Here is a 26,641-nt window from a genome sequence, read left to right on the forward strand (position 1 = left end):
GGGCCTGCAGCGCGTACTCCCGGGAGCAGGCCCGTAGCGAGGGGACCCCGGAGCGCAGCGTAGGGGCCGGATGATAGGAGCCAGCGTTTTTTGGTTACTTTTTGTCGCGTTTGACAAAAAGTGACCCGCCGTAAGGGCGGAAAGGTGATTAAGCGCCACCTTCGAAAATGAATGTTGACCTTGTTGTTGATGCCCACGCTTGAAAGCGAAGAGCGAAGAGCGAAGAGCGAAGAGCGAAGAGCGAAGAGCGGAAAAGTACTGGTCTTGATCTCGCGCATAGTCCATTTACGATGGCGACGCTTACTCACCTTTTCGCCCTTACGGCGAGTCACTTTTTGCCAAACGCGGCAAAAAGTAACCAAAAAACGCTGCGCTCCCATCATCCGGCCCCTGCGCTGCGCTCCGGGGTTCCCTCGCGCCGGTCTTGCTCCCGGGAGTACGCGCTGCAGGCCCCATCCATGGGGCCTCAGCGCTTGACGGGCATCCATGCCCGTCACCTCCCTCCACAAGACCTCTGCTCGGCCTCCTGAAGTCGCGAAGATCAAGATCAAGATCAAGAGCAGAACAGTGCAGAACAGTGCAGAGCAGAACAGAACAGTGCAGTTTCACTTCTTTATTTCGGTTGACTGTACTGGCCGGTGACTCCGCATAATGTCGCCTCGAACTGACCCGGAGGTGGCATGCACAAGACAGTCCTGGTGCTGGTGGAAACCGTCGATGATTACCTGCCCATGCTGGAGCAGGCCGGCTACCGTTTGATCCGCGCCCCTTCGCCGCAACTGCGGGCCCAGGCCATCCAGCGCCATGGCCATGAAATCGATGCCGTGCTCACCCGCGGCCCGCTGGGCCTGACTGCCAGCGAAATCCACACGCTGTCCAAACTGCAGATCATCTGCGTGATCGGTGCCGGCTACGAGCAGGTCGACCTGGCCGCCGCCGCTGCGCGCGGCATCACGGTTACCAACGGCGCCGGGGCCAATGCCGAGGCAGTCGCCGACCACACCCTCGCCCTGCTGCTGGCGCTGTTGCGCGACATTCCCCGCGCCGATGCCAGTATCCGCCGGGGCGAATGGAACCGGGTGATCAGCCCCTCGGTGAGTGGCAAGCGCCTGGGCATTCTCGGCCTTGGTGCGGTGGGCCTGGCCATCGCCAGGCGCGCCCATCTGGGCTTCGCCATGCCCGTCAGCTACCACAGCCGCACGCCGCGCCAGGATGTGCCGTACACCTGGTACGACAGCCCGCAGCACCTGGCCGATGCCGTCGACATCCTGGTTGTGGCCACCCCCGGCGGTGCCAATACTCGCCATCTGGTCGATGCGCAGGTGCTCGAGGCCCTGGGGGCCGAGAGCTACCTGGTGAACATCGCCCGTGCCAGCGTGGTCGACACCCAGGCCCTGGTGGCCGCGCTGCAGCATGGCCAACTGGCTGGTGCGGCACTGGATGTGTTCGACGACGAGCCGGCTGTACCCGATGCCCTCAAGGCCCTTGGCAACACCGTGCTCACCCCCCACGTGGCCGGCCAGTCGCCGGAGGCGGCGCGCGACACGGTGACCCTGGTGCTGCGCAACCTGCAGGCGTTCTTTGCCGGCGAAGCCGTGTTGACCCCGGTACGCCAGTAACCATTTTCATACATCTGCCTGGCAGCGATCGGGCAACAAGGAGTGTGTGCATGCAACTTGAAATCTTCCAGGTCGATGCGTTTTCCGCCGAACCGTTCGGGGGCAACCCGGCGGCAGTGATCCCGCTGCAAAGCTGGCTGCCGGACGACGTGCTGCAGCGCATTGCCGAAGAGAACAACCTGTCGGAAACCGCCTACTTCGTGCGCAACGGCGAAACCTTCGACCTGCGCTGGTTCACCCCGACCGTGGAAGTCGACCTGTGCGGCCATGCCACCCTGGCCTCGGCCTATGTGCTGTTCGAACAGCTGGGCGAGCAGGTGCAGGTGCTGCGTTTCAACACCCGCAGTGGCGAGCTGCGGGTCAGCCGTAACGCCGACGGGCTGCTGGCCATGGACTTCCCGGCCAAGCAGCCGGTCGCCGTGGACATGCTGCCGGGCCTGTTGCAGGCGCTGGGCCTTGGCCAGGCACAGGCGCTGTACCGCAGTGACGACTATGTGGTGGTGATCGATGACGCCCTGTTGCTCGACACCCTGAAGCCGGATTTCGTTGCCCTGTCGGCTTTCGATGTGCGCGGTATCGCCGTTACCGCAGCAGGCCGTGGCTTTGATTTCGTCACCCGCTGGTTCGGCCCACGGGTCGGCGTGAACGAAGACCCGGTGACTGGCTCGGCGCACACCTCGCTGGCGCCGATATGGGCAGAGCGGCTGGGTAGGAGCGTGCTGAGCTGCGAGCAGGGTGGGGGGCGCAAAGGGCAGCTGCAGTGCGAAGTGCCGGGTAATGGCCGGGTGATCATCAGCGGGCGGGCGGCGTTGTACCTGCGCGGTACGGTGTACATCTGACCTCGGGCAACTGTCTTGTGCTGCCTGTGCCGGCGATGAGGCCGGTACAGGCATCTATACTTGCTGGCCCATCTTCCGCTGAAGGAGCCAGCCATGACCCTGGAAAAACACGGCACCTGCCTGTGCGGCGCCACCCGGCTCAAGGTCACCGTCGACAATACCGATATCAGCGCCTGCCACTGCAGCATGTGCCGCAAATGGACCGGCGGCCCATTGCTGGTGGTGCATTGTAGCCAGCCACCGGTGATCGAAGGGCGCGCACCCAGCGTCTATGAGTCTTCCGATTGGGCCCAGCGCGGCTTCTGCGGCCAGTGCGGCACGCACCTGTACTACCGGCTCAAGGCCAATGACTTCCACGCCGTGCCGGTCGGCCTGCTCGACGGCGACCAGGAATGGCATTTCGACTTGCAGATCTTCGTCGAACAGAAACCCGCCTGGTATTGCTTCGCCAACCAGACCAAGGAACTGACTGGCCAGGAAGCCTTCGAGCAGCTCGGCTGATTCAGGCGGCGTGCTGTGATCGATGCGCCAGCACGAAACGCCACGCGAACTTGCCAAACCGGTGCATTCCTGAGAAAAGGGCGGCTTTGTTTCCAGCGTTGGAGTATGCCCCGTGAGCCAAGAACTGCAGATCATCGACCTTGTGGAGGGGGATGGCAAAGCCGCCGTCAAAGGCGCCCTGATCACCACCCAGTACACCGGCTGGCTGGCCGACGGCAGCGAGTTCGACTCGTCCTGGTCGCGCGGCAAGCCGTTCCAGTGCGTGATCGGCACTGGTCGGGTAATCAAGGGGTGGGATCAAGGCCTGATGGGTATGCGCGTTGGCGGCAAGCGCAAGTTGCTGGTACCGGCGCACCTGGGCTATGGCGAACGCAGCGTGGGGGCGATTCCGCCGAATTCGGATTTGACCTTCGAGATCGAATTGCTGGAAGTGCTGACACGGGAGGATTGAGGAAAAGGACTACACGCGCTGTCGGCCAGTGTCTGATTGAGGTGCCGCCCGGGTATGGCTAACCTTGCAGACTCACTGAGTGAAGAGGGTAGCCTATCCATGAAATCGCATTTTTCCTCACGGGTGGTACGCAAAGCGAACGCGCTGTTGGTGGCATCAGGCGCGCGAATGGAAATCTCGTTACCACGCGAACTGGCGAGTGTGGTTACCAACTCCCGAAAGACCCGTTCGGAACTGAAGGCAGCATTCGAGGCTGCGTATTCCCGCCTGCGCAAAGGGTAAGAGCCATATGGCCGATGGCTGTTACAACCACATATACTCGGTGCTTGTGGAGAATGAGCAAGATACACTCGGTATCATTGCCTATTCGTTGTACAAGAGGCAGAAAATCGAGTTTATCCAGGCTTTCAAGATAAAGCATGACCGGGAGCCGAAGGATGAAGACTTGGCCCCTTTCCATGATGTCAGCAACAGCCCCTCGCAGATCGAGAGCTACCGCAATCAGGCCAGCCAGCTTGCTCAGGGCTTTCTTGATGCCTCGATCGCGGCGCAAGCAGTGGAGCTTGAACAGTACTATTTCGATAAAGCAAGCAGCGAAGTCAGGCAGGCCAAGCCAGGATTTTGGTTGGGTTTGGCACAAAGTCTCGTGGGCTCGATTCTCTTCGTGTTTTTGCTGGGCTTTCTGGTGTTCTTCACCTGGAGTCTGAATCAAGGCCCAAAGCAGGTTATCGAGCAGGTATTTGATGTAACCATTCTCGACTCTGTCTCTATGGAACAAGCAGCCGGGCCACCGTAACGGTAATCAGCGAGAGCAACGAGTAACGAACGGACACATTTCAGCAACACCCATCCTCTAATCTAAGCCTTGCCTAGGGAACGGCATCCACCTCCAGGGAGGAACCAAACGGGTTCAGGGCACTCTCACCCTGACTCGTTGCCAAGGACGGCATTCACTACAAGGATGCCCCGCGGTGCTGTTGGCGGGGTGATGTGGCGGGTCTACCCGATTCTTTCTGCCACATGGGCCTGTTTTGATGAAGTTGCCAACATTCTTCCGTCGTCGTCACTGGTTGCTGAGCCTGACGCTTGCAACCATAGCCGTACCGCTGGCGCTGGAAGTTGTCGAAAGCCGGGCGCAACCGGTGGATGGCACCCAGACCCTTGTGTTCCTGCGCCACGCCGAGAAGCCGGGCGAGGGGCTGGGCCAGTTGAACTGCCAGGGCCTCAACCGTGCGTTGGACCTGGCTACCGTGCTGCCCGAGCGCTTTGGCAAGGCCGACTACGTGTTCGCTGCCAACCCCTCGCGGCATGTCGAGGAAGGCAGCAAGGACCAAAGCTACAGCTACATTCGCCCGCTGATGACCATCACACCCAGCGCCATTCGCCTGGGCCTGCCGGTAAACATCGACTATGGCGCCAACGACACCGACGCGCTGGCCGAAGAGCTGCTGCGCGACAAGTACCGTAACGCGACCGTGTACACCGCCTGGTCGCATGGATACCTCCCTGACCTGATCAATGCCGTGGCTGGCAAGGCCCTCGGTGAAAAGCGGGTGATCACCGAGGACTGGAGCGGCGACGACTTCGACACCCTCTACGTCCTGACCCTGACCTGGCACGACGGCAAGGCCAGCCTGCTCAGCCGCAATGTGCGTCAGGGCCTGAATGATGGTGCGCATAGCTGCCCGACCTGATCCGCTGGTACTGTTCTGCCGGGAAGCCTGTACAGAGTGACGATGAAGTTGTGTACACAGCGGTTGACCAGAATGATGCTTCGACAGGACCGGCCTCTTCGCGGGTAAACCCGCTCCCACAAGTACTGCGCAGGCCTTGAGAGCAATGCGGTCCCTGTGGGAGCGGGTTTACCCGCGAAGAGGCCAGGACAGGCGAAAGACTCCTAACGCCCGAACCGCATCGGCCAACCCACCACTTTCTTCACCCGTGGCGTGGCATAGGTACGGACCTTGGAGGTACTCAAGCCCATGCGCACCAGCGATTCGGCCATGGTTACCGCCGCGCTCACGCCGTCGACCACCGGCACGCCGGTGCGCTGGCGGATCTGCTCGTCCAGCCCGGCCATGCCGCCGCAACCCAGGCAGATCACCTCGGCCTTGTCGTCAGCCACCGCGCGTTCCGCCTGCTCGACAATCGCCTCCACGGCGCGCTGTGGGTCGGCTTCAAGCTCCAGCACCGCCAGCCCGCTGGCCCGCACCGATGCGCAGCGGTCATACAGGCCGGAGAGCTTCAGGCGGTCTTCGATCAGCGGCACGGTGCGGTCCAGGGTGGTCACCACCGAGTAGGCATGGCCCAGGTACATCGCCGTGCTGGCGGCTGCATCGGTGATGTCCACCACCGGCACGTTCAGCAGTTCCTGCAAGCCTTCGCGGCCATGTTCGCCGTAACCCGCCTGTATCACGGCATCATAAGGGCCTTCGTAGGCCAGCACCCGGTCCATCACCGCGATGGCGGCCAGGTAGCTTTCGAAGTTGCCTTCCACCGACTCGGCACCGAACCATGGGGTGAGGCCGATGATTTCCGTGCCGGGCGCTGCCACCGCACGGGCCTGTTCGGCAATGGCTTCGGTGATGGCTTCTGTGGTGTTGACGTTGGCGATCAGAATGCGCATGGGTAGTCCTCCCTGGTCAATGGCTGCTGTGGTCAACGGCGATGCATTCGCCGCTGACGTCGTGGTATTGGCGTTTGCGTGGGGCGATCAGCAGGTACAGGGCGGCGGCGATGCCGGCACCGATCAGCCAGGAGAACGGCGCCACGCCATGGAAGTTGGGCACCAGGGCCAGGACGATGGCCAGCAGTGCGGCCGGCACGAAGGCGGCCACCGCGCGCAGGTTGATGCCCTTGGTGTAGTGGTAGGCGCCGGCCGGGTCTTCGCTGTAAAGCTGCGGCACGTTGATGCAGCCTTTGCGCAGCAACCAGTAGTCGGACATGATCACCCCGTACAGCGGGCCGAGCAGGGCACCCAGGCCGGACAGGAAATACACGATCACCAGCGGGCTGTTGTACAGGTTCCACGGCAGGATCAGCACTGCCAGGGTGGCGCTGATCAGCCCGGCGCGGCGGAAGTTCAGGTGACGCGGTGCCAGGTTGCTGAGGACGAAGGCCGGGGCGACGAAGTTGGCCATGATGTTCACCGCCACGGTGACGATCAGGAAGGCCAGGCAGCCCAGTACCAGGTACGCTGTGCTGGGGATGGCGGCGACGATCTGGGTAGGGCTGTCGATGATCTGGCCGTTGATCTGGAACTGCGCGCCGCACAGCACCACGGTGATCACGGCGAATACCAGGATGTTCACCGGCAGGCCCCAGAAGTTGCCGACGCGGATGGTCTTGCGGCATGGCGAGGAGCGGGCGAAGTCACAGAAGTTCAGCACCAGGGTGCCGTAGATCGCCAGCCACAGCGCGCCGCCGGCAAATATGTTGCGCCACATCTCGTAGCCGGTCAGCGGTTCGGCAACCGACCAGGCGATGCGGGCGTCGGCCTTGAAGTACATGAACACCGCCAGGGCGGCGACGGTCAGCAGGATCACCGGGCCGGCAAAGGCCTCGTAGCGGCGCACCATCTCCATGCCATAGGCCAGGATCACCAGCTGTACCAGCCAGATCGACACGAAGCACACCCAGCCCAGGCTCGACAGGCCGAGGATGCTGTCGTGGTCGTAGGCTGCCATTTGCGGCCATACAGCGGTGAGCAGCACGCGCAGCACCACCGAAGCCAGGTAGGTCTGGATGCCGAACCAGGCGATGGCGATGACCGCACGAATCAGCGCCGGAATCTGCGCACCATGGATGCCGAAGGCGATGCGGCTGATGACTGGGAACGGTACGCCGGTCTTCTGCCCCATATAGCCGGACAGGTTCATGAAGAAGTACACCAGCGCCGCGCCGATGGCCAGCGACAGCAGGATCTGCCAGCCACCCAGGCCGAGGGCGAACAAACCCATGGCGAACGAGTAGTTGGCGATGTTGTGCACATCGTTGGTCCACAGCGCAAAGATGCTGTAGCCGCCCCAGCGGCGGCCTTCGATGCGCGTCGGAGCGAGGTCGCGGTTATGCAGGCGCGGGCTCAGGGCAAGTTCCGGCTGGCTGCCGGCGAGAGTGGACGCGGGGTGGGTGCTGGCGACGGATAGTTCAGGGGCAAGGTCGAAGCTGGTACTCATTCCGGCGGGCTCCTGATGCACGTGGACTGCGATGAGCGGGCATGCGCACGGGCTCGCCATCTCGTCGGTGCAGCGTTGGCATCTCAGGGTTTGGGGCGCGGCGGCCGATGTTGGGTCGGCGTCGCGGGTTCTTGTGTATTTATGTTTTGCTTAGTTTGTATACAAAACACGAACACACAAAAGCGAGTTCCATGCCAAGGAAAAAGCAAACTTTAGTTGGCCATCATTTTGAACTTATATTTTTGAGTTGTAACTTCATGAGATGAAGAGAGTATAAGTTGACCAAATGAACAGATTTAAATTTCGCGAAGGTAACTTAGTTGATCGTTTGGTCAGAATAATTTGTGGGAAGTGTGTAACCTATTGGGGCGCAATCTTGGAAAGTGCACACAAAAATGGCACTTAAGGTGACATTCTTGTGTACAAAAATTAGTCAGCTTTTTTCTGTGCTGGCCTCTTCGCGGGTGAACCCGCTCCTACAAGTACCCCGTAGCATTCAGGTCGGTCGAAATCCTGTGGAAGCGGGTTTACCCGCGAAGAGGCCCGCACAGGCAGATTCAATCCATCGGCGGCAACCGCCGCTTGACCGGTGTCTTCTTGATGATCGCCGTATTGGTTTCGGCCACCGTATAGAGGCGGTCGAGCAGGGTGTCCAGTTGCTCCATCGAGCGAACATGCAGGCGGGCAATGAAGCAGTCTTCGCCGATTACCTTGTCGCACTCGGTGAATTCGGGAATGGCGATGATCTGCCGTTCCACCTCCTGCAGCTTCCCGGGTAGCGGGCGGATGCGCACGATGGCCTGCAGCTGGTAGCCAAAGGCACGCGGGTCGACCTCTACGGTGTAGCCGCGCAACACGCCGCGTTCCTCCAGCCGGCGAAGGCGTTCGCTGACGCTGGGGGAAGACAGCCCGCTGATTTGCGCCAGGGCCTTGAGCGAGCGGCGCGAGTCTTCCATCAGCGCGTTGATCAGCAGTTGGTCGATGGCATCGGTCATGGTCACCTCAATCAGGTTATTCGCGTGATTTGCCTTGATAGTAAAGGCAAACTGGCCAATCTTCCTTCGTTATGCGCTGGAAGGCCGGGCAGCAACCTTTGCATACTGTTGCCATCGTCAACAGGAGGTTTGAGATGGACAGTTCATTGCGTCGTGGCTCGCTGGAAATGGTTGCCGCCATGCTGATTTCCGGGACCATCGGCTGGTTCGTGCTGGTGTCAGGCCAGCCGGTGCTCGAAGTGGTGTTCTGGCGCTGCGTGTTCGGTGCCGTGACCTTGCTGGCGATCTGCGCGGGGTTCGGCTTCCTGCGGCCGGGCGTGATCAGCCGCACGGCGTTCCTGCTGGCGATTGCCAGCGGTGTGGCCATTGTCGGCAACTGGGTGCTGCTGTTCGCCTCCTACTCGCGGGCGTCGATTGCCATCGGCACGGCGGTGTACAACGTACAGCCGTTCATGTTGGTGGGGCTGGCGGCGGTGTTCCTGGGCGAGAAGATCACCCTGGCCAAAGTTACCTGGCTGAGCGTGGCGTTCCTCGGCATGCTGGCCATTGTCAGTGCCCATGGCGCGGGGCAGGGTGGCGGTGAGGACTATTTGCTGGGCATTGCGCTGGCGCTGGGGGCGGCCTTCCTGTATGCCATCGCGGCGTTGATCATCAAGCGCCTGAGTGGCACGCCACCGCACCTGATCGCGCTGATCCAGGTGGCCACGGGTGTGCTGTTGCTGGCGCCGTGGGTCAAGCTTGGCGGGTTGCCGGGTGAAGTGCCGGCGCTGGCCAGCCTGGTGACCTTGGGCATGGTGCACACCGGGTTGATGTATGTGTTGCTGTACAGCGCCATCCAGCGCTTGCCCACGGCGCTGACCGGGGCACTGTCGTTCATCTACCCGATTGCGGCGATTCTGGTGGACTGGGTGGCGTTCGGGCACCGACTGGCACCCTTGCAGTGGCTGGGGGTGGCGTTGATCCTGCTGGCGGCGGCGGGGATGCAGCAGGGGTGGTGGTTCCGGCCAGCGCGGGTTGTGGCAGAGGAATGAGGTGGTCTTGCGGGCCCTTTCGCGGGTAAACCCGCTCCCACAGGTGCTGCACACGGTTCGGGCCTGTGGTGATCCTGTGGGAGCGGGTTTACCCGCGAAAGGGCCCGCAAGGTAGAATGCCGCTTTTACCAGCTTGCGACCCATGATGACTTCGCCGATCCAGACTCTGGAGCAACACCTGCTCGCCGCCCTCGACCCTGCCCCGCAGGAAACCCGCCGCCTGTTCCACGGCCGCGGCCGCTGCTGGGCGGGCCTGGAGCAGGTCACCGTGGACTGGCTGCAAGGCGTGCTGTCGGTCGCCCTGTTTCGCGAGCCGGCGCAAGGCCAGCTGGCCGAACTGGAGGCCATGCTGCGTACTCTCGCCGAGCGTCCACAGTGGACTGGTCAAGCCATCCTTCTCCAGCATCGCTACCTGCCCGACAGCCCGGGCCAGTGGCTGCTGGGCGAACCGTGCCAGCAGCGCGAGGTGGTCGAGGATGGGCTGACCTACCTGCTGGACCTGGGCGTGCGGCAGAACAATGGCCTTTTCCTCGACATGCGCTATGGTCGGCGCTGGGTGCGCGAGCAGGCGGCGGGCAAGCGCGTGCTGAACCTGTTCGCCTACACCTGCGGTTTCTCGGTGGCGGCGATTGCCGGTGGCGCCGAGCAGGTGGTGAACCTGGACATGGCCAAGTCGGCGTTGTCCCGGGGCCGCGACAACCACCGCCTCAATGGCCACGATGCGTCGCGGGTGGCGTACCTGGGGCACGAGCTGTTCAAGTCGTGGGGCAAGGTGCGCAAGTACGGGCCTTATGACCTGATCATCATCGACCCGCCGACCTTCCAGCGCGGCAGCTTTGTGCTGACCCAGGATTACGCGAAGATCCTGCGGCGCTTGCCGGAGTTGTTGAGTGAGGGCGGGACGGTGCTGGCATGCGTGAACGACCCGGGCATCGGGCCAGAGTTTCTGATCGAGGGGATGGCGGAGCAGGCGCCGTCGCTGAAATTCGTCGAGCGGCTGGAGAACCCACCGGAGTTTCCTGACGTGGACCCGGCGGGGGGCTTGAAGGCCCTGGTATTCCGTCAGGCCTGATGTTGCCCTTGCTGGCCTCTTCGCGGGTAAACCCGCTCCCACAAGTACAGCGCAAAACCTGAGGGCTGTGGGGTTCCTGTGGGAGCGGCTTTAGCCGCGAAGAGGCAGGTAAGGCTTACATCAATTACTGATTGTTGGTGTAGATCTGGTCAAACACCCCACCATCATTGAAGTGGGTCTTCTGCACGGTGCGCCAGTCACCGAAGGTCTTCTCCACCGACAGGAAGTCCACTTTCGGGAAGCGGTCGGTGTACTTGGCCAGTACCGTCGCATCGCGCGGGCGCAGGTAGTTCTGTGCGGCGATTTCCTGGGCGGCTGGCGACCACAGGTACTTCAGGTATTCCTCGGCCGCGGCCTGGGTGCCTTTCTTCGCCACTACCTTGTCGACCACGGTGACCGGTGGCTCGGCTTCGGCCGACACGCTCGGGTAGACCACTTCGAACTGGTCGCGGCCGAACTCGCGGGCGATCATTTCGGCTTCGTTCTCGAAGGTCACCAGCACGTCGCCGATCTGGTTGGTCATGAAGGTGGTGGTGGCGGCGCGGCCACCGGTGTCCAGCACCGGCGCCTGCTTGAACAGCTTGCCGACAAAGTCCTTGGCCTTGTTTTCATCACCGCCTTGCTTGAGCACATAGCCCCAGGCCGACAGGTAGGTGTAGCGGCCGTTACCCGAGGTCTTTGGGTTGGGCACGATTACCTGCACGCCATCCTTGAGCAGGTCGGGCCAGTCTTTCAACGCCTTGGGGTTACCCTTGCGCACGATGAACACAGTGGCCGAGGTGAACGGCGCGCTGTTGTTCGGCAGGCGGGTTACCCAGTTGTCCGGCACCAGCTTGCCGTTGTCGGCCAGGGCGTTGATGTCGGTGGCCATGTTCATGGTGATGACATCGGCCGGCAGGCCATCGATCACCGCTCGCGCCTGCTTGCTCGAGCCGCCGAAGGACATCTGCACGTTGACCTTCTCGTTGTGCTCTGCTTCCCAGTGCTTCTGGAAGGCCGGGTTGTAATCCTTGTAGAAGTCGCGCATCACGTCGTAGGAAACGTTGAGCAGGGTGGGGGCAGCCTGGGCGAAATTGCCCAAGGTAAGGCCTGCGGCGAGCAGCGAGGCGGTGAAGAGTTTTTTCACGTTGCTTCCTTGTTCTTGAAGGTTATTGGGGCAGATTGCCAGCGACTATAGCGGGTGGGTTTGCGCGGGTTAAAGAACAAAAACGACTTTGTTTATGCTCCTGCCTGTGCTGGCCTCTTCGCGGGCAAGCCCGCTCCTACAGGGACCGCGCAGGGTTTGGGCCTGTGGTGATCCTGTGGGGGCGGGCTTGTCGGCGATAGGGCCGGAACAGGCGGAATCATTGTTTGGGAAACAGCACATTCCCGCACCGCGAACAGAACGCCGCGCCATGCTCATGGCTTTTCTTGCTGCAAGTCGGGCAATCATGCTGCAGCTGCTCCCCGCGCATGGCATTGGCCAGCTCGGCGGTAAAGATCCCGGTCGGTACGGCGATGATCGAATAACCGGTAATCATCACCAGCGACGACAGCACCTGCCCCAGCGGGGTCTTCGGCACGATGTCGCCAAAGCCTACCGTAGTCAGGGTAACGATGGCCCAGTAGATGCCCTTGGGAATGCTGGTGAAGCCATGCTCCGGCCCTTCGATCACATACATCAAGGTGCCGAACACCGTCACCAGGGTCGATACCGTCACCAGGAACACGATGATCTTCTGCTTGCTGCCGCGCAGCGCCTCCATCAGGTAATGGGCCTGCTTGAGGTAGGGGCTGAGCTTGAGCACACGGAAGATCCGCAGCATCCGTATCACGCGGATGATCAGCAGGTACTGGGCGTCGCTGTAGTACAGCGCGATGATCCCCGGCACGATCGCCAGCAGATCGACCAGGCCATAAAAGCTGAATGCGTAGCGCAAAGGCTTGGGCGAGCAGTACAGGCGGGTGAGGTACTCGGCCAGGAAGATCGCGGTAAAGCCCCACTCGATGCCGGCCAGCAGGCCGGCGTAGCCCTGGTGCACTTCGTCGATGCTGTCGAGTATCACCGTCACCAGGCTGGCCAGGATGATCAGCAGGAGGATCTTGTCGAAGCGTCTTCCAGCCACGGTATCGGTCTGGAAGACGATGATGTAGAGCTGCTCGCGCAGGCTCGCAGGGTTGTTCATTGGCTCGTTCCACAAAAGCGATGGGCTGAGCCTAGGGGCTGCACTTCAGCTGTGCAAGCGGCTGGCGTCACGCTGCCCGGGCTGGGCCAGGTGGTTGCCCAGGTGCATCAGCCAGCAGGCGGCGACGAAGGGCGCGGTCAGGCCGGGCACCGGTAGCAGCTTGAACAGTGGTTGCAGTAGCAGGGCCAGGGTGATGGCCAGCACTGTCAGCCACGGCTTTTCACCTTGTCTACTGAACGCGAGTGCCGCCAGCGCAGCGTTGAAACCGTAAAGGCCCATCCACGCTGCCTGTGCCTGGTCCGCGAGCAGCGCTACGCCGCCCCCGATGGCCGAGCCGATCACCGCCCACATTGCGGCATAAGGGTTTGCGATGAACATGCCGATGACGATCAGCAGGCCGGCCAGGGGCTGGTCGAGCAGGAAGATCTGGCCCACGCCGCGCGCCAACGCGTACAGCGGCTGGGCTTCGACGAAGCCGCTGGGCGAGGGGCTGGCGATCAGCAATACGGCCCAGCCAAGCAGGACGAAGGGTGCGGTGTAGGCGATCAGCAGCTTGCCGCCGCGCTTGCGCCACTGGTGGGTGATGATGCTGGACAGGCCGCCAGCGGCGATGATCAGTGGCGGCAGGATGACCGACCAGGGCAGCACGGCGCTGATCAGGATGCCGATCAGCACGCCGTTGTAGCTGTACAGGCCGGCTTGGCGGTCGGCACGGTCGTAGCCGCGAGCCTGGGCGGTGAGCAGGCCGGCCAGGGCGCCGAGCAGGGCGCCACCGACCAGGCCGGGGGCGGTCAGCAGGATGGCCAGCAGGCAGCACAGGCCGCACAGGGGGTTGCGCAGCAGCAGCACCTGGCTGAAGCCGTTGAGTAACGCCGTGGCCCAGTCGGGGCACGGGTTGACGAAATTTTTGGTGTACATCGGGGCAGTCAGTGAGGTTGATGGGGCGCGGTGGGCCTCTTTGGGCCTCGGGTTTTCCGCAGTTGTGTGTGACACCACCGACCCTGTGGGAGCGGGCGTGCCCGCGAATGCGTCAGCTCAGGCAACGTCGTTGTCCCTGCTGGCCTCTTCGCGGGCACGCCCGCTCCCACAGGAGAGATGCGGTGGTTTAGATCAAGGTCTCGATCCGCAGCGTGTTAGTCGACCCTGGTTTGCCGAAAGGCACACCGGCGGTGATCAGCAGCGTGTCGCCACGGCTGGCCATGCCTTGTGCCTGGGCAATTTCCAGTGCGGTGGATACAACTTCGTCCACCTGGCGCAGGCGGTCGTTGACCACCGAGTGCACGCCCCACGCCACGCTCAGGCGACGCGCGGTGGCCAGGTTCGGGGTGAGGTTGAGGATCGGTGCCCGTGGCCGCTCGCGTGCCGCGCGCAGGGTCGAGGCGCCCGACTCGCTGTAGTTGACCAGCACCGCCACCGGCAGAATGCCGCTGATACGGCGGATGGCGCAGCTGATGGCGTCCGATACGGTGGCCTCGGCCTTCGGCCGGCCAACGTCGAGCTGGGCCTGGTAGTCCGGGCCGTTCTCCACCTGGCGGATGATCTTGCTCATCATCTGCACGGCTTCCAGCGGGTACTCACCCGAGGCAGTCTCGGCCGACAGCATCACCGCATCGGCACCTTCGGCCACGGCGTTGGCCACGTCGGTGACTTCGGCGCGGGTCGGCGCTGGCGAGAAACGCATGGATTCGAGCATCTGCGTGGCCACCACCACCGGTTTGCCCAGTTGGCGGCAGGTGCCGATGATGCGTTTCTGGATTTGCGGCACGCTTTCGGCCGGCACTTCCACGCCCAGGTCGCCACGGGCCACCATGATTGCATCCGCAAGTTCCGCGATGGCTTGCAACTGTTCGACCGCCGATGGCTTTTCGATCTTCGCCATCAGATAGGCACGGTCACCGATCAGCTGGCGTGCTTCGGTGATGTCTTCGGGGCGCTGCACGAACGACAGGGCCACCCAGTCCACGCCCAGTTCCAGGCCGAAGGCCAGGTCGCGGCGGTCTTTCTCGGTGAGCGGGGAGAGGTCGAGCACCGCTTGCGGCACGTTGACACCCTTGCGATCGGACAGCTCGCCACCGGCCAGCACTTCGGTGTCGATGGCGTCGCTGTGCTTGGCGGTGACGCGCAGGCGCAGCTTGCCGTCGTCCAGCAGCAGGTCCATGCCCGGCTCGAGGGCGGCGATGATCTCGGGGTGCGGCAGGTTGACCCGGCGGCTGTCGCCCGGGGTGTTGTCCAGGTCCAGGCGCAGGGCCTGGCCGCGTTGCAGCTGCACCTTGCCGTCGGCAAAGCGGCCGACGCGCAGCTTCGGCCCCTGCAGGTCCATGAGGATACCCAGCGGGTAGTTCAGTTGCTGCTCGACTTCGCGGATCCACTGGTAGCGCAGGGCGTGGTCGGCGTGCTCGCCGTGGCTGAAGTTGAGGCGGAAGATGTTCACGCCGGCTTCTACCAGTTGGCGGATGTCGTCGATGCCTTTGATCGCAGGGCCGAGGGTGGCGAGGATCTTTACTTTTTTATCAGGCGTCATGATTGGGCAGTCTCGAGGATCAGGATGGCGCGGAAGTCGTTGACGTTGGTGCGGGTCGGCTCGGTGACGATCAGCGCATCCAGGGCGGCGAAATAGCCGTAGCCGTTGTTGTTGTCCAGTTCGTCGCTGGCCGACAGGCCCAAGGCTTCGGCGCGGGCGTAGCTGGCGGGGGTCATGAAGGCGCCGGCGTTCTCTTCCGAGCCATCGATACCGTCGGTGTCACCGGCCAGGGCGTACACGCCCGGCAGGCCTTTCAGGCTTTCGGTGAGGCTGAGCAGGAATTCGGCGTTGCGCCCGCCACGGCCATTGCCGCGCACGGTCACGGTGGTTTCGCCGCCGGACAGGATCACGCAGGGCGCTTTCAGCGGCTGGCCGTGCTGGACGATCTGCCGGGCGATACCGGCGTGCACCTTGGCCACTTCGCGTGATTCGCCTTCCAGGTCGCCGAGGATCAGCGGGCTGAACCCGGCCTGGCGGGCTTTGACCGCGGCGGCTTCGAGCGACTGCTGGGGCTTGGCGATCAGCTGGAAGTGGCTGCGGGCCAGGGCTGGGTCATCGGCCTTGACGGTTTCCGAGGCGGGGTTGTTGAGCCAGTCGATAACCGCCTTGGGCGCTTCGATGTTGTAGCGCTTGAGGATGGCCAGGGCATCGGCCGAGGTGCTCGGGTCGGCCACGGTAGGGCCGGAGGCGATCACCGTGGCGAGGTCGCCCGGGACATCGGAAATGGCATAGGTGTACACCGTGGCCGGCCAGCAGGCCTTGGCCAGGCGGCCGCCCTTGATCGCCGAGAGGTGCTTGCGCACGCAGTTCATCTCGCCGATGGTGGCGCCGGATTTCAGCAGCGCCTTGTTGATCTGCTGCTTGTCGGCCAGGGTCAGGCCTTCGGCGGGCAGGGCCAGCAGCGCTGAGCCACCGCCGGACAGCAAGAAGATGACGCGGTCGTCTTCACTGAGGTTGCTGACCAGTTCCAACACGCGTTTTGCCACGGCCAGGCCGGCGGCATCGGGGACCGGGTGGGCGGCTTCGACCACCTCGATCTTCTGGCAGTTGGCACCGTGACCGTACCGTGTGACAACAAGCCCGGAGACTTCGCCCTGCCAGCACTTCTCGACCACTTCGGCCATGGCGGCTGCGGCCTTGCCGGCACCGATGACGATGACCCGGCCGCTGCGGTCGGCGGGCAGGTAGGGTTCGAGGACTTGACGGGGGTGGGCGGCGGCGATGGCTGTGTCGAACAGCTCGCGGAGAAGTTTTTGCGGATCGACCGACATGGCAGGCTCCCAATTATTGTTGTTCTGCAGAATCAAAAACGCCCCTGGAACTGCCTCCGTGCAGGCCGAACCAGGGGCGGGTGTTGCTCGGTGCCACCTTTGAAGCTGTGGTCGCAGGTTCAACGGTGTTGGCTTCTTCGCGGGTAAACCCGCTCCCACAGGGACTTCACAGAGGCTGAAGACGGCGTAAATCCTGTGGGAGCGGGTTCACCCGCGAAGAGGCCGGTGAAGGCTAAAAATTACTTACTTGTCGTCGCGGATCGAGAAGTTGGCCATGTGCTCCAGGCCTTTGATCAGCGCCGAGTGGTCCCAGTTGCCGCCGCCCAGGGCCTGGCAGGTGTTGAACACTTGCTGGGCATTGGAGGTGTTGGGCAGGTTGATGCCCAGTTCCTTGGCACCCTGCAGGGCCAGGTTCAGGTCCTTCTGGTGCAGGTTGATGCGGAAGCCTGGGTCGAAGGTGCCCTTGATCATGCGCTCGGCGTGCACTTCGAGGATCTTCGACGAGGCGAAGCCGCCCATCAGGGCTTCACGTACCTTGGCGGGGTCGGCGCCGTTCTTGGCGGCGAACAGCAGGGCTTCGGCAACGGCCTGGATGTTCAGGGCAACGATGATCTGGTTGGCCACCTTGGCGGTCTGGCCGTCGCCATTGCCACCGACGCGGGTGATGTTCTTGCCCATGGCTTCGAACAGCGGCAGGGTGCGCTCGAAGGCTTTCGGGCAGCCACCGACCATGATGCTCAGGGTCGCGGCCTTGGCACCGACTTCGCCGCCGGACACCGGGGCGTCCAGGTAGGCGGCGCCGGTAGCCTTGATCTTCTCTGCGAAGGCTTTGGTAGCGGTAGGGGAGATCGAGCTCATGTCGATCACGACCTTGTTCGGGCCCACGCCTTCGGCCACGCCGTTGTCACCGAACAGGACGCTCTCGACCTGCGGGGTGTCGGGGACCATGACGATGATGAACTCGGCTTCCTGGGCAACTTCCTTCGGGTTGGCCAGGGCCACGGCACCGGCGGCGATCAGGTCGGCCGGAGCAGCGTCGTGGTGGGTGGAAATGAAGATGCTGTGACCTGCTTTCTGCAGGTTCTGAGCCATGGGCTTGCCCATGATGCCGGTGCCGATGAAACCGATTTTAGCCATGAGAGATTACCTCGTTGTATTTGTTGAATCTCGATGGAGCAGGCTGCACAGGCCCCATTGTTGGACACAAAACTCTGTGGGAGCGGGTTTACCCGCGAAAGCGGCAGTGAAGCCAACATCGCATTCGCGGGTGAACCCGCTCCCACAGGGTCAGGCATGTGTCACGGGACCCGATCAGCCTTAGATTGCGTTATGGGTCTTCAGCCAGCCCAGGCCCGCTTCGGTGGTGGTCAGCGGCTTGTACTCCGCGCCCACCCAGCCCTGGTAGCCGATGCGGTCCAGGTGTTCGAACAGGAAGCGGTAGTTGATCTCGCCGGTGCCTGGCTCGTTGCGGCCGGGGTTGTCGGCCAGCTGGATGTGGTTGATCAGTTTCAGGTTGGCTTCCATGGTGCGAGCCAGGTCACCTTCCATGATCTGCATGTGGTAGATGTCGTACTGCAGGAACAGGTTGTCGCTGCCAACCTCGGCCTGGATTTCCAGGGCCTGTTTGGTGGTGTTCAGGTAGAAGCCTGGGATGTCGCGGGTGTTGATCATTTCCATGACCAGGCGGATCCCGGCGGCTTTCAGCTTGTCGGCGGCGTAGCGCAGGTTTTCCACGAAGGTCTTGCGCACGGTGGCGCAGTCCGGGCCTTGTGGGCGAATGCCGGCCAGGGCGTTGACCTGGGTGTTGCCCAGCACCTTGGCGTATTCGATGGCCTTGTCGACACCAGCGCGGAATTCCTCGACGCGGTCAGGGTGGCAGGTGATACCGCGCTCACCCTTGGCCCAATCGCCCGCCGGCAGGTTGAACAGCACCTGGGTCAGGCCGTTGGCGTCCAGCTGCTGCTTGATCTCGGCAGCGCTGAAATCGTACGGGAAGAGGTACTCTACGCCGCTGAAACCAGCATCGGCGGCAGCCTTGAAGCGGGCCAGGAAGTCCTGTTCGGTAAACAGCATGGACAGGTTGGCAGCGAAGCGAGGCATGTTGTGTCTCCTAGCGATGAAGGCCCCCGGCGCCCTGAGGTAGGGGTCGGCACGGGGGCGTCAGGCGATCAGTCCAGCAGCGAGATGGCGGTTGGCGCGTCGTTGCCGACCAGGGCCAGGTCTTCGAACTCGTTGACCGCGTTGATCTCGGTGCCCATGGAAATGTTGGTCACACGTTCGAGAATCACTTCGACCACCACCGGTACGCGGAACTCTTCGGCCATCTTCTGTGCCTTGAGCAGGGCAGGGGCGATCTCGGCCGGCTCGAATACACGGATGGCCTTGCAGCCCAGGCCTTCGACCACGGCGACATGGTCGACACCGTAGGTGGCGGCGTCGGTCGAGTTGATGTTCTCGAACGCCAGTTGTACACAGTAATCCATGTCGAAGCCACGCTGTGCCTGACGGATCAGGCCCAGGTAGGCGTTGTTCACCAGCACGTGCACGTACGGCAGGTTGAACTGTGCGCCCACCGCCAGCTCTTCGATCATGAACTGGAAGTCGTAGTCACCCGACAGCGCGACCACCTTGCGCTTCGGATCGGCCTTGACCACACCGAGGGCGGCAGGGATGGTCCAGCCCAGCGGGCCGGCCTGGCCGCAGTTGATCCAGTGGCGTGGCTTGTACACGTGCAGGAACTGCGCGCCGGCGATCTGCGACAGGCCGATGGTGCTGACGTAGCAGGTGTCCTTGCCGAATACCTGGTTCATTTCTTCGTAGACGCGCTGCGGCTTGACCGGCACGTTGTCGAAGTGGGTCTTGCGCTGCAGGGTTGCCTTGCGCTCCTGGCAGTCTTCCAGCCAGGCCTTGCGGCACTTCAGCTTGCCAGCGGCTTTCCATTCGCGGGCCACTTCGAGGAACACGTCCAGTGCCTTGCCAGCGTCGGAAACGATACCCAGGTCCGGGGTGAACACGCGGCCGATCTGGGTCGGCTCGATGTCCACGTGCACGAACTTGCGGCCTTCGGTGTAGACGTCGACGGAACCGGTGTGGCGGTTGGCCCAACGGTTACCGATACCGAACACCAGGTCAGATTTCAGCAGGGTGGCGTTGCCATAACGGTGCGAAGTCTGCAGGCCGACCATGCCGACCATCTGTGCGTGGTCGTCCGGGATGGTGCCCCAGCCCATCAGGGTTGGAATCACTGGTACACCGGTCAGTTCGGCGAACTCGACCAGCTTGTCGCTGGCGTCGGCGTTGATGATGCCGCCACCGGCTACCAGCAGCGGGCGTTCGGCGTCATTGAGCAGGGCCAGGGCTTTTTCGGCCTGTACGCGGGTAGCGGACGGCTTGTGCACTGGCAGCGGTTCGTAGGCGTCGATGTCGAATTCGATTTCGGCCATCTGCACGTCGAACGGCAGGTCGATCAGTACCGGGCCTGGGCGGCCGGTGCGCATTTCATAGAAGGCCTTCTGGAAGGCGTAAGGCACCTGGCCTGGCTCCAGAACGGTGGTGGCCCACTTGGTGACCGGCTTGACGATGTTGGTGATGTCGACGGCCTGGAAGTCTTCCTTGTGCAGGCGGGCACGTGGGGCCTGGCCGGTGATGCAGAGGATCGGGATGGAGTCGGCGGAGGCACTGTACAGGCCGGTGACCATGTCGGTGCCGGCTGGGCCGGAGGTGCCGATGCACACGCCGATGTTGCCTGGGTTGGCACGGGTGTAACCCTCGGCCATGTGCGAGGCGCCTTCGACGTGACGAGCGAGGACGTGATCGATGCCACCGACTTTCTTCAGGGCCGAGTACAACGGGTTGATGGCAGCCCCCGGGATGCCGAACGCGGTATCTACACCTTCACGGCGCATGACCAGAACGGCTGCATCGATTGCTCTCATTTTGCTCATGGTTTGTGCCTCATCGATTTTGTAATTGTATACAACTTGCTTTGTGCCAGAGTGTATTCACGGCTGGCCGCTCAGGTCAACGGGTTTTCGTCGGACGAGGTCGCTTTCGTTCAAGCGCCCGTGAAAACGAGCGTTTGCAATCTCGCATACGATCGTTTCAATTTATTGTATACAAAAAAAGATTCAGTTGTGTTCTATTGGCCTATCGGTTTTTCACCTGCCCTCAGGGCTTCTCACAACAAGAAGAGGACCTTTCCATGAACGCTTTGAACCTGAAAGTCGCGGTCAGCCTGGTGAATGCCGCGCTGGCGGCGGGCCGCAAGATCAACGCCGCGCCACTGACCGTGGCGGTGCTGGATGCCGGCGGCCACTTGCTGGCGCTGCAGCGCGAGGATGGCGCCAGCCTGATCCGGCCGGAGGTGGCTACCGGCAAGGCCTGGGGGGCGATTGCCCTGGGCAAGGGGTCGCGCCTGCTGGCGCTGGACGCGCAGCAGCGGCCGGCATTTTTTGCCGCGCTGAACGGGTTGGGCGAGCGACCGGTGGTGCCGGCGCCGGGTGGTGTGCTGGTGCGTGATCAGGACGGCAAGGTGCTGGGTGCGGTAGGGATCAGCGGGGATACGTCGGATATCGACGAGCAGTGCGCGATCAGTGCGATCGAGGAGGTGGGGTTGAAGGCGGATGCGGGTGTAGCAGCCTAATTCTCTGTTGTCTGTTCCGGCCAATTCGCGGGTGAACCCGCTCCCACAGGATCATCACAGGCTTGAAGCTCGTGGTGTCCCTGTGGGAGCGGGTTCACCCGCGAAGAAGCCAGCGCCGGGGGTCAGGCTACCTCGGGCTCGCAGCCCTTGAGCACCATGCGGATGATGGTCTCCGCCGCCGCGTCATAATCGCTGTCGGCCAGCTTGGCCTTGCCGGTCACGGCAGAGATCTGCCAGTCGAAATCGGCATAAGTCTGGGTCGCTGCCCAGATGCTGAACATCAGGTGATGCGCATCCACATGGGCGATTTGCCCGCGGTCGATCCAGCGCTGGATGCACTCGATGTTATGGCGCGCCTGCTCGTTCAGCTGCGCTACCTGGTTCGGCGACAGGTGCGGGGCACCGTGCATGATCTCGCTGGCGAACACCTTGGACGCATGCGGCAGGTCGCGCGAAATGCGGATCTTCGAGCGGATGTACGCACTCAGCACTTCCTTCGGGTCACCGTCGGCATTGAACGGGGTCGACGCCTGCATGATCGGCGCGATGATGCTTTCCAGGACCTCGCGGTAGAGGTTGTCCTTGGATTTGAAGTAGTAATACACGTTCGGCTTGGGCAGGCCGGCCTTGGCCGCGATATCGCTGGTCTTGGTGGCGGCGAAGCCCTTGTCGGCGAATTCCTCGCTGGCCGCGCGCAGGATCAGTTCCTTGTTGCGCTCGCGAATGGTGCTCATGGTCAGGGATCTTCCTCGTGTCTGGCCACCTCTAAGAGGGATCGGGCATGGTAGCACCGGGCTCGACGGGCGCTCAAGGCAGCGGCTTTGGGCTAGAATCCTGGACACTTACTCTTCTGGATGCAGGCAAACATGGCAGGAAGCAGTCTACTGGTACTGATCGACGACATCGCCACTGTGCTCGATGACGTCTCGGTGATGACCAAGGTGGCGGCGAAAAAGACCGCAGGCGTGCTGGGCGATGACCTGGCGCTGAATGCCCAGCAGGTCACCGGGGTACGTGCCGAGCGCGAGATCCCTGTGGTGTGGGCAGTAGCCAAGGGCTCGATGGTGAACAAGGCCATCCTGGTGCCGGCAGCGCTGCTGATCAGTGCGTTCATTCCCTGGGCGGTGACGCCGTTGCTGATGCTGGGCGGTGCCTACCTTTGCTTCGAGGGCTTCGAGAAGCTGGCGCACAAGTTCCTGCACAGCAAGGCCGAAACTGACGCCGAGCACGAAGCGCTCAAGGAGGCGGTGGCCGATGCCAATGTTGACCTGGTGGCGTTCGAGAAAGCCAAGATCAAGGGCGCGGTACGTACCGACTTCATCCTGTCGGCAGAGATCATCGCCATCACCCTGGGCATCGTTGCCGACTCGCCGTTGACCCAGCAGATCGTCGTGCTGTCGGGTATTGCGGTGGTCATGACCATCGGCGTCTACGGGCTGGTGGGCGGTATCGTCAAGCTCGATGACCTGGGGCTGTGGATGACCCGCAAGGCATCACGCCTGGCCAGGGCGGTGGGTAACGGCATTCTGCGTGCCGCGCCATACATGATGAAGAGCCTGTCGGTGATCGGCACGGCAGCCATGTTCCTGGTTGGTGGCGGGATCCTGGTGCATGGCATCGCACCTCTGCATCATGCGATCGAGGCATTCAGCGAATGGCGTGGCGGGGCGTTGACCGTGGCACTGCTGAACGGCGGTGTGGGAGTTGTGGCCGGTGCTGTGGTGCTGGCCGTGGTGGGCATTGCGGGGAAACTGTGGCGAGCGGTTCGGCCGGCCAGTTGATGCTGCCTGGCCGGGGCTTCGCCCCGGTTCGCGGGTGAACCCGCTCCCACATGTATAGCGTCTGCCATGAATCCGGTGCGGACCCTGTAGGAGCGGGTTTACCCGCGAATGGGCCGCAAGGCGGCCCCTGTACTCAGATCAGAAGTGAACCTTGAGCAGGAAGCTCATGGTGTTCTGGTCCGTGGTGAAGGCATCGGAATCCTTGATGCCGTACTTGTTCTTCCAGTAGTCGTACTCCACACCCACATACAGCTGCTTCTCGCCCAGGTGCAAGGCCTTGCCCAGGTCATACTTGATCTGCGGGTTGAAGTGCAGGTTGGCCTGATAGGTGCCGCGGCGGTTCTCGTCGTTGTCCACCACCCAGTCCATGAAGCCGTCGATCAGTACATCGGACGAACCGACCGGAATGGTGTACGACCACACCGGGGTGATCTGCCACACGTTGTCGCCGGCGCGGCTGCCGTCGGTGGTGCGGTTGTAGAAGTTCAGCTGGAAGTAGTCGAAGCCCGGGATGTCCAGGTCGAAGCCAGGGCCGATCAGGTACGACTCGGTATCACCTTCACCGAACTCGTAGGTCATCGCCAGCAGTACGTCCTTGACCGGGCCAAACCCGATCTTCTGGTCGAAGATCTTGCCGAACGACAGGCGCGGGCTGATTTCGCCGTAGTAGGTGTTCGGGCCGTTGCCCTCATCTTTCTGGCCCTGGTAGAAGATCTTGTCGACAAAGATGAAGTTATCGCCGTACTTCCAGCCATCAGCGTGCTCGAAGGTCACGGTTTGCTGGATCGACGGGTTGACCTTGAAGTTCTTGCCCCACAGGTAGGTCAGGCTGTTGTTCTGCCATTGCAGCAGGTCGCCGCCGAAGGTGGTGCCACAGGCCAGCAGGCCGCCGGCGAGGATCAGGCTGTTGATGGTACGCATTGCGAATGTCGCTCCCTTGATTGATCTGTTGTCAGCGCTCGTTATTGGCGCTTTTTGTCTTTTGAGTCAGCTTTTTTCGATAGGCCACAGCTGTCTGGCAAGGGTTGAGCCAACTTTCCTGGGCTGGCAAAACCTTCCTGCTCGACTTCGTTCTGAACGGATGAAAAGGGTCTTTCAGGCTGGCAACACGTTGGCCAACCGCCCGAATTCATTGACTGAGCGGTCAGTAAACGCAGGCAGAATCCGTTCTGCCCTGATCGAGGGGCGCGCAGATTACTGGCTTGCGCGCCTTGCCTCAAGTGCTCCGTCCTGGAGCAGAGTGGAACAAACTTGTGCGTTTGGTCAGCTTTCTAGAAGTGCACCTTGATCAGGGCACTGGTGACGCTCTGGTTACTGTCGATATTGCCTTGGCTGTCGATGCCGTACTTGTCCTTCCAGTAGCTGTACTCGATGCCCACGTACAGCTGCTTGGCGCCCAGGTTCAGGGCTTTGCCCAGGTCGTACTTGACCTGTGGGTTGAACTGCAGGTTGGCGTGGTAGGTGCCACGGCGGGTCTGGTCGTTGTCGACCACCCAGTCCATGTAACCGTCGATCAAAATGTCGGATTTGCCCACCGGAATGGTGTACGAGAAGGCCGGGGTGATCTGCCAGACGTTGTCACCGGGGCGGCTGCCTTCGGTGTTGCGCAGGTAGAAGTTGAGGGTGAAGTAGTTGAAGCCGGGAATGTTCAGGTCGAAGCCGGGCCCGATCAGGTAGGCCTCGTTGTCGCCCTCGCCACGCTCGTAGGTCATGGCCAGCAGCACATCCTTGATCGGGCCGAACGCCAGCTTCTGGTCGAAGATCTTGCCGAACGACAGGCGCGGGCTGAATTCACCGTAGTAGGAGGTGACGCCTTTGCCCGGGTCGGGCTTGCCGTTGTAGAAGACCTTGTCGACGAACATGAAGGTATCGCCGTACTTCCATTTGTTGGCGTGCTCGAAGGTCACCGTCTGCTGGATGCGTGGGTTGACCTTGAAATCCTTGCCGTACAGGTAGGTCAGGCTTTCGCCATGCCACTGCAGCCATTCACCAGCGTGGGCGGGGAGGGTGGCCAGCAGGCTGCTGCCCAGCAAGAGGGACGAGGTGATGCGTTTCATGTTGTGGTTCCCGGACTTATTGTTTTTGTTTGGTTTTTTTGGCGCGCAGGCGCCCCGGACGGCCCATTCCGGCGGGCCGACGGTGTAGCGTTTACGGCGAATTCGAGGCGGGGCGGCAGCGCGCCGCCCCCCTTTGCTCAATGTTGGTGACAGGCTTCGTTGTGCACCGCGCGGTCGGCACCACCAAGGATGTTGAACAGCACGTTCAACACCAGGGCACTGACCGTGGCCATGGCGATGCCACTGTGGGTGATGGGCTCCATCCACTGGGGCATCTGGGCGAAGAACTCCGGACGTACCACGGGGATCAACCCGAAGCCGACGCTCACTGCAACCAGCAGCTGGTTGCGACGGTCGCCGATGTCCGCCTCCTGGAGAATCTTGATCCCGGTGGCGGTGACCATGCCGAACATGGCGATGGACGCGCCGCCCAGTACCGCTGGCGGGATCGAGGCAATCAGGAAGGCCGCCTTGGGCAGCAGGCTGAGCAGGATCAGCAGTGCACCGGCCACGATGGTGACATAGCGGCAGCGCACCCCGGTCATCTGCACCAGGCCGATGTTCTGGGCGAACGAGGAGTGAGTGAAGGTGTTGAAGAAGCCGGCAATGAACGACGCACCGGCATCGCACAGCAGGCCGCGACGCAGCATCCCTGGGGTAACTTCACGATCGGTCACCTTGCCCAGGGCCAGGAACATGCCGGTGGACTCGACGAAGATGATCACCACCACCAGGCACATGGACAGGATCGGCGCCAGGCTGAAGGTCGGCATGCCGAAGTGCAGTGGGGTGACCACTTGCAGCCACGGTGCGTCGTTCAGGCCCGACAGGTCGACCATGCCGATGGAGCCGGCCAGGATGTAGCCCAGGCCCATGCCCACCAGCACCGACACGTTGACCCAGAAACCGCGCATGAAACGGTTGATCAGCAGGATTACCGCCAGTACCAGGCCGGCCACCAGCAGGTAGATCGGCGAGCCGAAGGTATCTGCCTGTTGGCCACCACCGGCCCAGTTGACTGCCACCGGGAACAGCGACAGGCCAATCGAGGTGATCACCGTACCGGTAACCAGAGGCGGGAAGAAGCGGACGACCTTGGACATGAACGGCGCGATCAGCATGCCGAAGAACCCGGCGGCAATGGTCGCGCCGAAGATCCCCTGCAGGCCCACGCCGGGCATGCCGGCCATGGCCACCATGCTGCCGACGGCAGCGAAACTGGCACCCATCATCACCGGCATGCGGATGCCCACCGGGCCGATACCGAAGGACTGGATGATGGTGGCGACGCCAGCGACCAGCAGGTCGGCATTGATCAGGAAAGCGACTTCTTCACGGGACAACCCGGCGGCCTGGCCGATGATCAACGGCACGGCGATCGCGCCGCCGTACATCAGCAGAACGTGTTGCAGGCCAACCAGGATCAGTTGGAACAGGGGCAAGGGCTCGCGCGGCGGCGCAACAGGGATGTACGCCTTGCGTGACTCGGACATGCAGCACCTCGAGTTTTGTTTTTATTCT

At 62.4% G+C, this 26,641-nt stretch carries 25 protein-coding genes; 10 read left to right on the plus strand and 15 right to left on the minus strand.

What is annotated here, in order from left to right:
- Positions 1 to 680 precede the first annotated feature (680 nt).
- The 6 genes from MJ643_RS17145 (at position 681) to MJ643_RS17170 (ending at position 5,104) form a co-directional block, all read left to right on the plus strand.
- The gene (locus MJ643_RS17145; protein ID WP_013973556.1) at positions 681 to 1,619 is read left to right on the plus strand and encodes a 2-hydroxyacid dehydrogenase; all 939 of its coding nucleotides are present in this window, start codon (positions 681 to 683) and stop codon (positions 1,617 to 1,619) included.
- A gap of 50 nt (positions 1,620 to 1,669) precedes the next feature.
- Positions 1,670 to 2,458, plus strand: coding sequence for a PhzF family phenazine biosynthesis protein (locus MJ643_RS17150; protein ID WP_023661667.1), 789 nt, complete (start codon positions 1,670 to 1,672; stop codon positions 2,456 to 2,458).
- 93 nt (positions 2,459 to 2,551) lie between these two features.
- Positions 2,552 to 2,959, plus strand: a complete 408-nt coding sequence (locus MJ643_RS17155) for a GFA family protein (RefSeq protein ID WP_024087448.1) — start codon at positions 2,552 to 2,554, stop codon at positions 2,957 to 2,959.
- A gap of 112 nt (positions 2,960 to 3,071) precedes the next feature.
- Positions 3,072 to 3,410, plus strand: a complete 339-nt coding sequence (locus MJ643_RS17160) for an FKBP-type peptidyl-prolyl cis-trans isomerase (RefSeq protein WP_013973553.1) — start codon at positions 3,072 to 3,074, stop codon at positions 3,408 to 3,410.
- Between the two features lie 289 nt (positions 3,411 to 3,699).
- Positions 3,700 to 4,206 carry a hypothetical protein gene (locus MJ643_RS17165; protein WP_023661660.1) on the plus strand — a complete coding sequence of 169 codons (507 nt, stop codon included), beginning with the start codon at positions 3,700 to 3,702 and terminating at the stop codon, positions 4,204 to 4,206.
- 238 nt (positions 4,207 to 4,444) lie between these two features.
- Positions 4,445 to 5,104 carry a hypothetical protein gene (locus MJ643_RS17170; RefSeq protein ID WP_013973551.1) on the plus strand — a complete coding sequence of 220 codons (660 nt, stop codon included), beginning with the start codon at positions 4,445 to 4,447 and terminating at the stop codon, positions 5,102 to 5,104.
- Between the two features lie 203 nt (positions 5,105 to 5,307).
- Here MJ643_RS17170 and MJ643_RS17175 read toward each other — a convergent pair whose 3' ends face one another.
- The 3 genes from MJ643_RS17175 to MJ643_RS17185 all read right to left on the minus strand — a co-directional run bounded on the left by MJ643_RS17175 (position 5,308) and on the right by MJ643_RS17185 (position 8,580).
- A complete protein-coding gene (locus tag MJ643_RS17175) occupies positions 5,308 to 6,036 on the minus strand; it encodes an aspartate/glutamate racemase family protein (RefSeq protein WP_013973550.1) in 729 nt (242 codons plus the stop codon).
- Positions 6,037 to 6,052: 16 nt separating this feature from the next.
- Positions 6,053 to 7,585, minus strand: a complete 1,533-nt coding sequence (locus MJ643_RS17180) for an NCS1 family nucleobase:cation symporter-1 (RefSeq protein WP_013973549.1) — start codon at positions 7,583 to 7,585, stop codon at positions 6,053 to 6,055.
- A 557-nt stretch (positions 7,586 to 8,142) separates the two neighbouring features.
- Positions 8,143 to 8,580, minus strand: coding sequence for an Lrp/AsnC family transcriptional regulator (locus tag MJ643_RS17185; protein ID WP_003260363.1), 438 nt, complete (start codon positions 8,578 to 8,580; stop codon positions 8,143 to 8,145).
- Between the two features lie 134 nt (positions 8,581 to 8,714).
- Here MJ643_RS17185 and MJ643_RS17190 point away from each other — a divergent pair, with 134 nt between their 5' ends.
- Both MJ643_RS17190 and MJ643_RS17195 read left to right on the plus strand, forming a co-directional pair.
- Positions 8,715 to 9,611, plus strand: coding sequence for a DMT family transporter (locus tag MJ643_RS17190; protein WP_024087447.1), 897 nt, complete (start codon positions 8,715 to 8,717; stop codon positions 9,609 to 9,611).
- A gap of 145 nt (positions 9,612 to 9,756) precedes the next feature.
- On the plus strand, positions 9,757 to 10,683 hold the full coding sequence (locus MJ643_RS17195) for a class I SAM-dependent methyltransferase (RefSeq protein WP_024087446.1): 927 nt from the start codon (positions 9,757 to 9,759) through the stop codon (positions 10,681 to 10,683).
- 124 nt (positions 10,684 to 10,807) lie between these two features.
- Here MJ643_RS17195 and MJ643_RS17200 read toward each other — a convergent pair whose 3' ends face one another.
- The 8 genes from MJ643_RS17200 to gcl all read right to left on the minus strand — a co-directional run bounded on the left by MJ643_RS17200 (position 10,808) and on the right by gcl (position 20,584).
- Positions 10,808 to 11,809: a sulfate ABC transporter substrate-binding protein gene (locus MJ643_RS17200; protein WP_013973545.1), complete on the minus strand. Its 1,002-nt coding sequence runs from the start codon at positions 11,807 to 11,809 to the stop codon at positions 10,808 to 10,810.
- 217 nt (positions 11,810 to 12,026) lie between these two features.
- A complete protein-coding gene (locus MJ643_RS17205) occupies positions 12,027 to 12,848 on the minus strand; it encodes an ion transporter (RefSeq protein WP_013973544.1) in 822 nt (273 codons plus the stop codon).
- A gap of 45 nt (positions 12,849 to 12,893) precedes the next feature.
- Positions 12,894 to 13,766 carry an urea transporter gene (locus tag MJ643_RS17210; RefSeq protein WP_013973543.1) on the minus strand — a complete coding sequence of 291 codons (873 nt, stop codon included), beginning with the start codon at positions 13,764 to 13,766 and terminating at the stop codon, positions 12,894 to 12,896.
- Between the two features lie 187 nt (positions 13,767 to 13,953).
- Complete coding sequence (gene pyk / locus MJ643_RS17215) at positions 13,954 to 15,369, minus strand: pyruvate kinase (RefSeq protein ID WP_013973542.1); 1,416 nt, start codon at positions 15,367 to 15,369, stop codon at positions 13,954 to 13,956.
- On the minus strand, positions 15,366 to 16,640 hold the full coding sequence (locus MJ643_RS17220; RefSeq protein ID WP_015271169.1) for a glycerate kinase: 1,275 nt from the start codon (positions 16,638 to 16,640) through the stop codon (positions 15,366 to 15,368). The genes pyk and MJ643_RS17220 overlap by 4 nt, the downstream gene beginning before the upstream one ends.
- A 243-nt stretch (positions 16,641 to 16,883) precedes the next feature.
- The gene (locus MJ643_RS17225; RefSeq protein WP_003259509.1) at positions 16,884 to 17,777 is read right to left on the minus strand and encodes a 2-hydroxy-3-oxopropionate reductase; all 894 of its coding nucleotides are present in this window, start codon (positions 17,775 to 17,777) and stop codon (positions 16,884 to 16,886) included.
- Positions 17,778 to 17,957: 180 nt separating this feature from the next.
- Entirely contained in the window at positions 17,958 to 18,740 is a 783-nt protein-coding gene (gene hyi / locus MJ643_RS17230; protein ID WP_003259508.1) for a hydroxypyruvate isomerase, read from the minus strand.
- Between the two features lie 68 nt (positions 18,741 to 18,808).
- Entirely contained in the window at positions 18,809 to 20,584 is a 1,776-nt protein-coding gene (gcl, locus tag MJ643_RS17235; protein ID WP_015271168.1) for a glyoxylate carboligase, read from the minus strand.
- 257 nt (positions 20,585 to 20,841) lie between these two features.
- On the opposite strand from gcl, the gene MJ643_RS17240 reads away from it, so the two are divergent.
- Positions 20,842 to 21,282 (plus strand): heme-binding protein, encoded by a 441-nt coding sequence (locus tag MJ643_RS17240; RefSeq protein WP_013973539.1) that lies wholly within the window; start codon positions 20,842 to 20,844, stop codon positions 21,280 to 21,282.
- Positions 21,283 to 21,404: 122 nt separating this feature from the next.
- On the opposite strand, the gene MJ643_RS17245 is transcribed toward MJ643_RS17240, so the two are convergent.
- Positions 21,405 to 22,016, minus strand: a complete 612-nt coding sequence (locus MJ643_RS17245; RefSeq protein ID WP_013973538.1) for a TetR/AcrR family transcriptional regulator — start codon at positions 22,014 to 22,016, stop codon at positions 21,405 to 21,407.
- 132 nt (positions 22,017 to 22,148) lie between these two features.
- On the opposite strand from MJ643_RS17245, the gene MJ643_RS17250 reads away from it, so the two are divergent.
- Positions 22,149 to 23,063 (plus strand): DUF808 domain-containing protein, encoded by a 915-nt coding sequence (locus MJ643_RS17250; RefSeq protein WP_208209446.1) that lies wholly within the window; start codon positions 22,149 to 22,151, stop codon positions 23,061 to 23,063.
- Between the two features lie 138 nt (positions 23,064 to 23,201).
- Here the strand turns inward: MJ643_RS17250 and MJ643_RS17255 are convergent, their stop codons facing one another.
- From MJ643_RS17255 to MJ643_RS17265, 3 genes are all read right to left on the minus strand, one after another.
- Positions 23,202 to 23,984 carry an outer membrane protein OmpK gene (locus MJ643_RS17255; protein ID WP_003259506.1) on the minus strand — a complete coding sequence of 261 codons (783 nt, stop codon included), beginning with the start codon at positions 23,982 to 23,984 and terminating at the stop codon, positions 23,202 to 23,204.
- 350 nt (positions 23,985 to 24,334) lie between these two features.
- Positions 24,335 to 25,120 (minus strand): outer membrane protein OmpK, encoded by a 786-nt coding sequence (locus MJ643_RS17260; RefSeq protein WP_013973536.1) that lies wholly within the window; start codon positions 25,118 to 25,120, stop codon positions 24,335 to 24,337.
- Positions 25,121 to 25,257: 137 nt separating this feature from the next.
- Complete coding sequence (locus MJ643_RS17265) at positions 25,258 to 26,613, minus strand: nucleobase:cation symporter-2 family protein (RefSeq protein ID WP_013973535.1); 1,356 nt, start codon at positions 26,611 to 26,613, stop codon at positions 25,258 to 25,260.
- Positions 26,614 to 26,641: the final 28 nt, after the last annotated feature.

This window comes from Pseudomonas sp. PNPG3 (genome assembly GCF_023093815.1).
Taxonomy (GTDB): domain Bacteria; phylum Pseudomonadota; class Gammaproteobacteria; order Pseudomonadales; family Pseudomonadaceae; genus Aquipseudomonas; species Aquipseudomonas asiatica.

What these genes read in the sequence shown, in the direction of transcription:
- MJ643_RS17145 (WP_013973556.1), top strand. Translation starts at nt 681, where the DNA reads ATGCACAAGACAGTCCTGGTGCTGGTGGAAACCGTCGATGATTACCTG.
- MJ643_RS17150 (WP_023661667.1), top strand. Translation starts at nt 1,670, where the DNA reads ATGCAACTTGAAATCTTCCAGGTCGATGCGTTTTCCGCCGAACCGTTC.
- MJ643_RS17155 (WP_024087448.1), top strand. Translation starts at nt 2,552, where the DNA reads ATGACCCTGGAAAAACACGGCACCTGCCTGTGCGGCGCCACCCGGCTC.
- MJ643_RS17165 (WP_023661660.1), top strand. Translation starts at nt 3,700, where the DNA reads ATGGCCGATGGCTGTTACAACCACATATACTCGGTGCTTGTGGAGAAT.
- MJ643_RS17170 (WP_013973551.1), top strand. Translation starts at nt 4,445, where the DNA reads ATGAAGTTGCCAACATTCTTCCGTCGTCGTCACTGGTTGCTGAGCCTG.
- MJ643_RS17175 (WP_013973550.1), bottom strand. Translation starts at nt 6,036, where the DNA reads ATGCGCATTCTGATCGCCAACGTCAACACCACAGAAGCCATCACCGAA.
- MJ643_RS17180 (WP_013973549.1), bottom strand. Translation starts at nt 7,585, where the DNA reads ATGAGTACCAGCTTCGACCTTGCCCCTGAACTATCCGTCGCCAGCACC.
- MJ643_RS17185 (WP_003260363.1), bottom strand. Translation starts at nt 8,580, where the DNA reads ATGACCGATGCCATCGACCAACTGCTGATCAACGCGCTGATGGAAGAC.
- MJ643_RS17190 (WP_024087447.1), top strand. Translation starts at nt 8,715, where the DNA reads ATGGACAGTTCATTGCGTCGTGGCTCGCTGGAAATGGTTGCCGCCATG.
- MJ643_RS17195 (WP_024087446.1), top strand. Translation starts at nt 9,757, where the DNA reads ATGACTTCGCCGATCCAGACTCTGGAGCAACACCTGCTCGCCGCCCTC.
- MJ643_RS17205 (WP_013973544.1), bottom strand. Translation starts at nt 12,848, where the DNA reads ATGAACAACCCTGCGAGCCTGCGCGAGCAGCTCTACATCATCGTCTTC.
- MJ643_RS17210 (WP_013973543.1), bottom strand. Translation starts at nt 13,766, where the DNA reads ATGTACACCAAAAATTTCGTCAACCCGTGCCCCGACTGGGCCACGGCG.
- pyk (WP_013973542.1), bottom strand. Translation starts at nt 15,369, where the DNA reads ATGACGCCTGATAAAAAAGTAAAGATCCTCGCCACCCTCGGCCCTGCG.
- MJ643_RS17220 (WP_015271169.1), bottom strand. Translation starts at nt 16,640, where the DNA reads ATGTCGGTCGATCCGCAAAAACTTCTCCGCGAGCTGTTCGACACAGCC.
- MJ643_RS17225 (WP_003259509.1), bottom strand. Translation starts at nt 17,777, where the DNA reads ATGGCTAAAATCGGTTTCATCGGCACCGGCATCATGGGCAAGCCCATG.
- hyi (WP_003259508.1), bottom strand. Translation starts at nt 18,740, where the DNA reads ATGCCTCGCTTCGCTGCCAACCTGTCCATGCTGTTTACCGAACAGGAC.
- gcl (WP_015271168.1), bottom strand. Translation starts at nt 20,584, where the DNA reads ATGAGCAAAATGAGAGCAATCGATGCAGCCGTTCTGGTCATGCGCCGT.
- MJ643_RS17240 (WP_013973539.1), top strand. Translation starts at nt 20,842, where the DNA reads ATGAACGCTTTGAACCTGAAAGTCGCGGTCAGCCTGGTGAATGCCGCG.
- MJ643_RS17245 (WP_013973538.1), bottom strand. Translation starts at nt 22,016, where the DNA reads ATGAGCACCATTCGCGAGCGCAACAAGGAACTGATCCTGCGCGCGGCC.
- MJ643_RS17250 (WP_208209446.1), top strand. Translation starts at nt 22,149, where the DNA reads ATGGCAGGAAGCAGTCTACTGGTACTGATCGACGACATCGCCACTGTG.
- MJ643_RS17255 (WP_003259506.1), bottom strand. Translation starts at nt 23,984, where the DNA reads ATGCGTACCATCAACAGCCTGATCCTCGCCGGCGGCCTGCTGGCCTGT.
- MJ643_RS17260 (WP_013973536.1), bottom strand. Translation starts at nt 25,120, where the DNA reads ATGAAACGCATCACCTCGTCCCTCTTGCTGGGCAGCAGCCTGCTGGCC.
- MJ643_RS17265 (WP_013973535.1), bottom strand. Translation starts at nt 26,613, where the DNA reads ATGTCCGAGTCACGCAAGGCGTACATCCCTGTTGCGCCGCCGCGCGAG.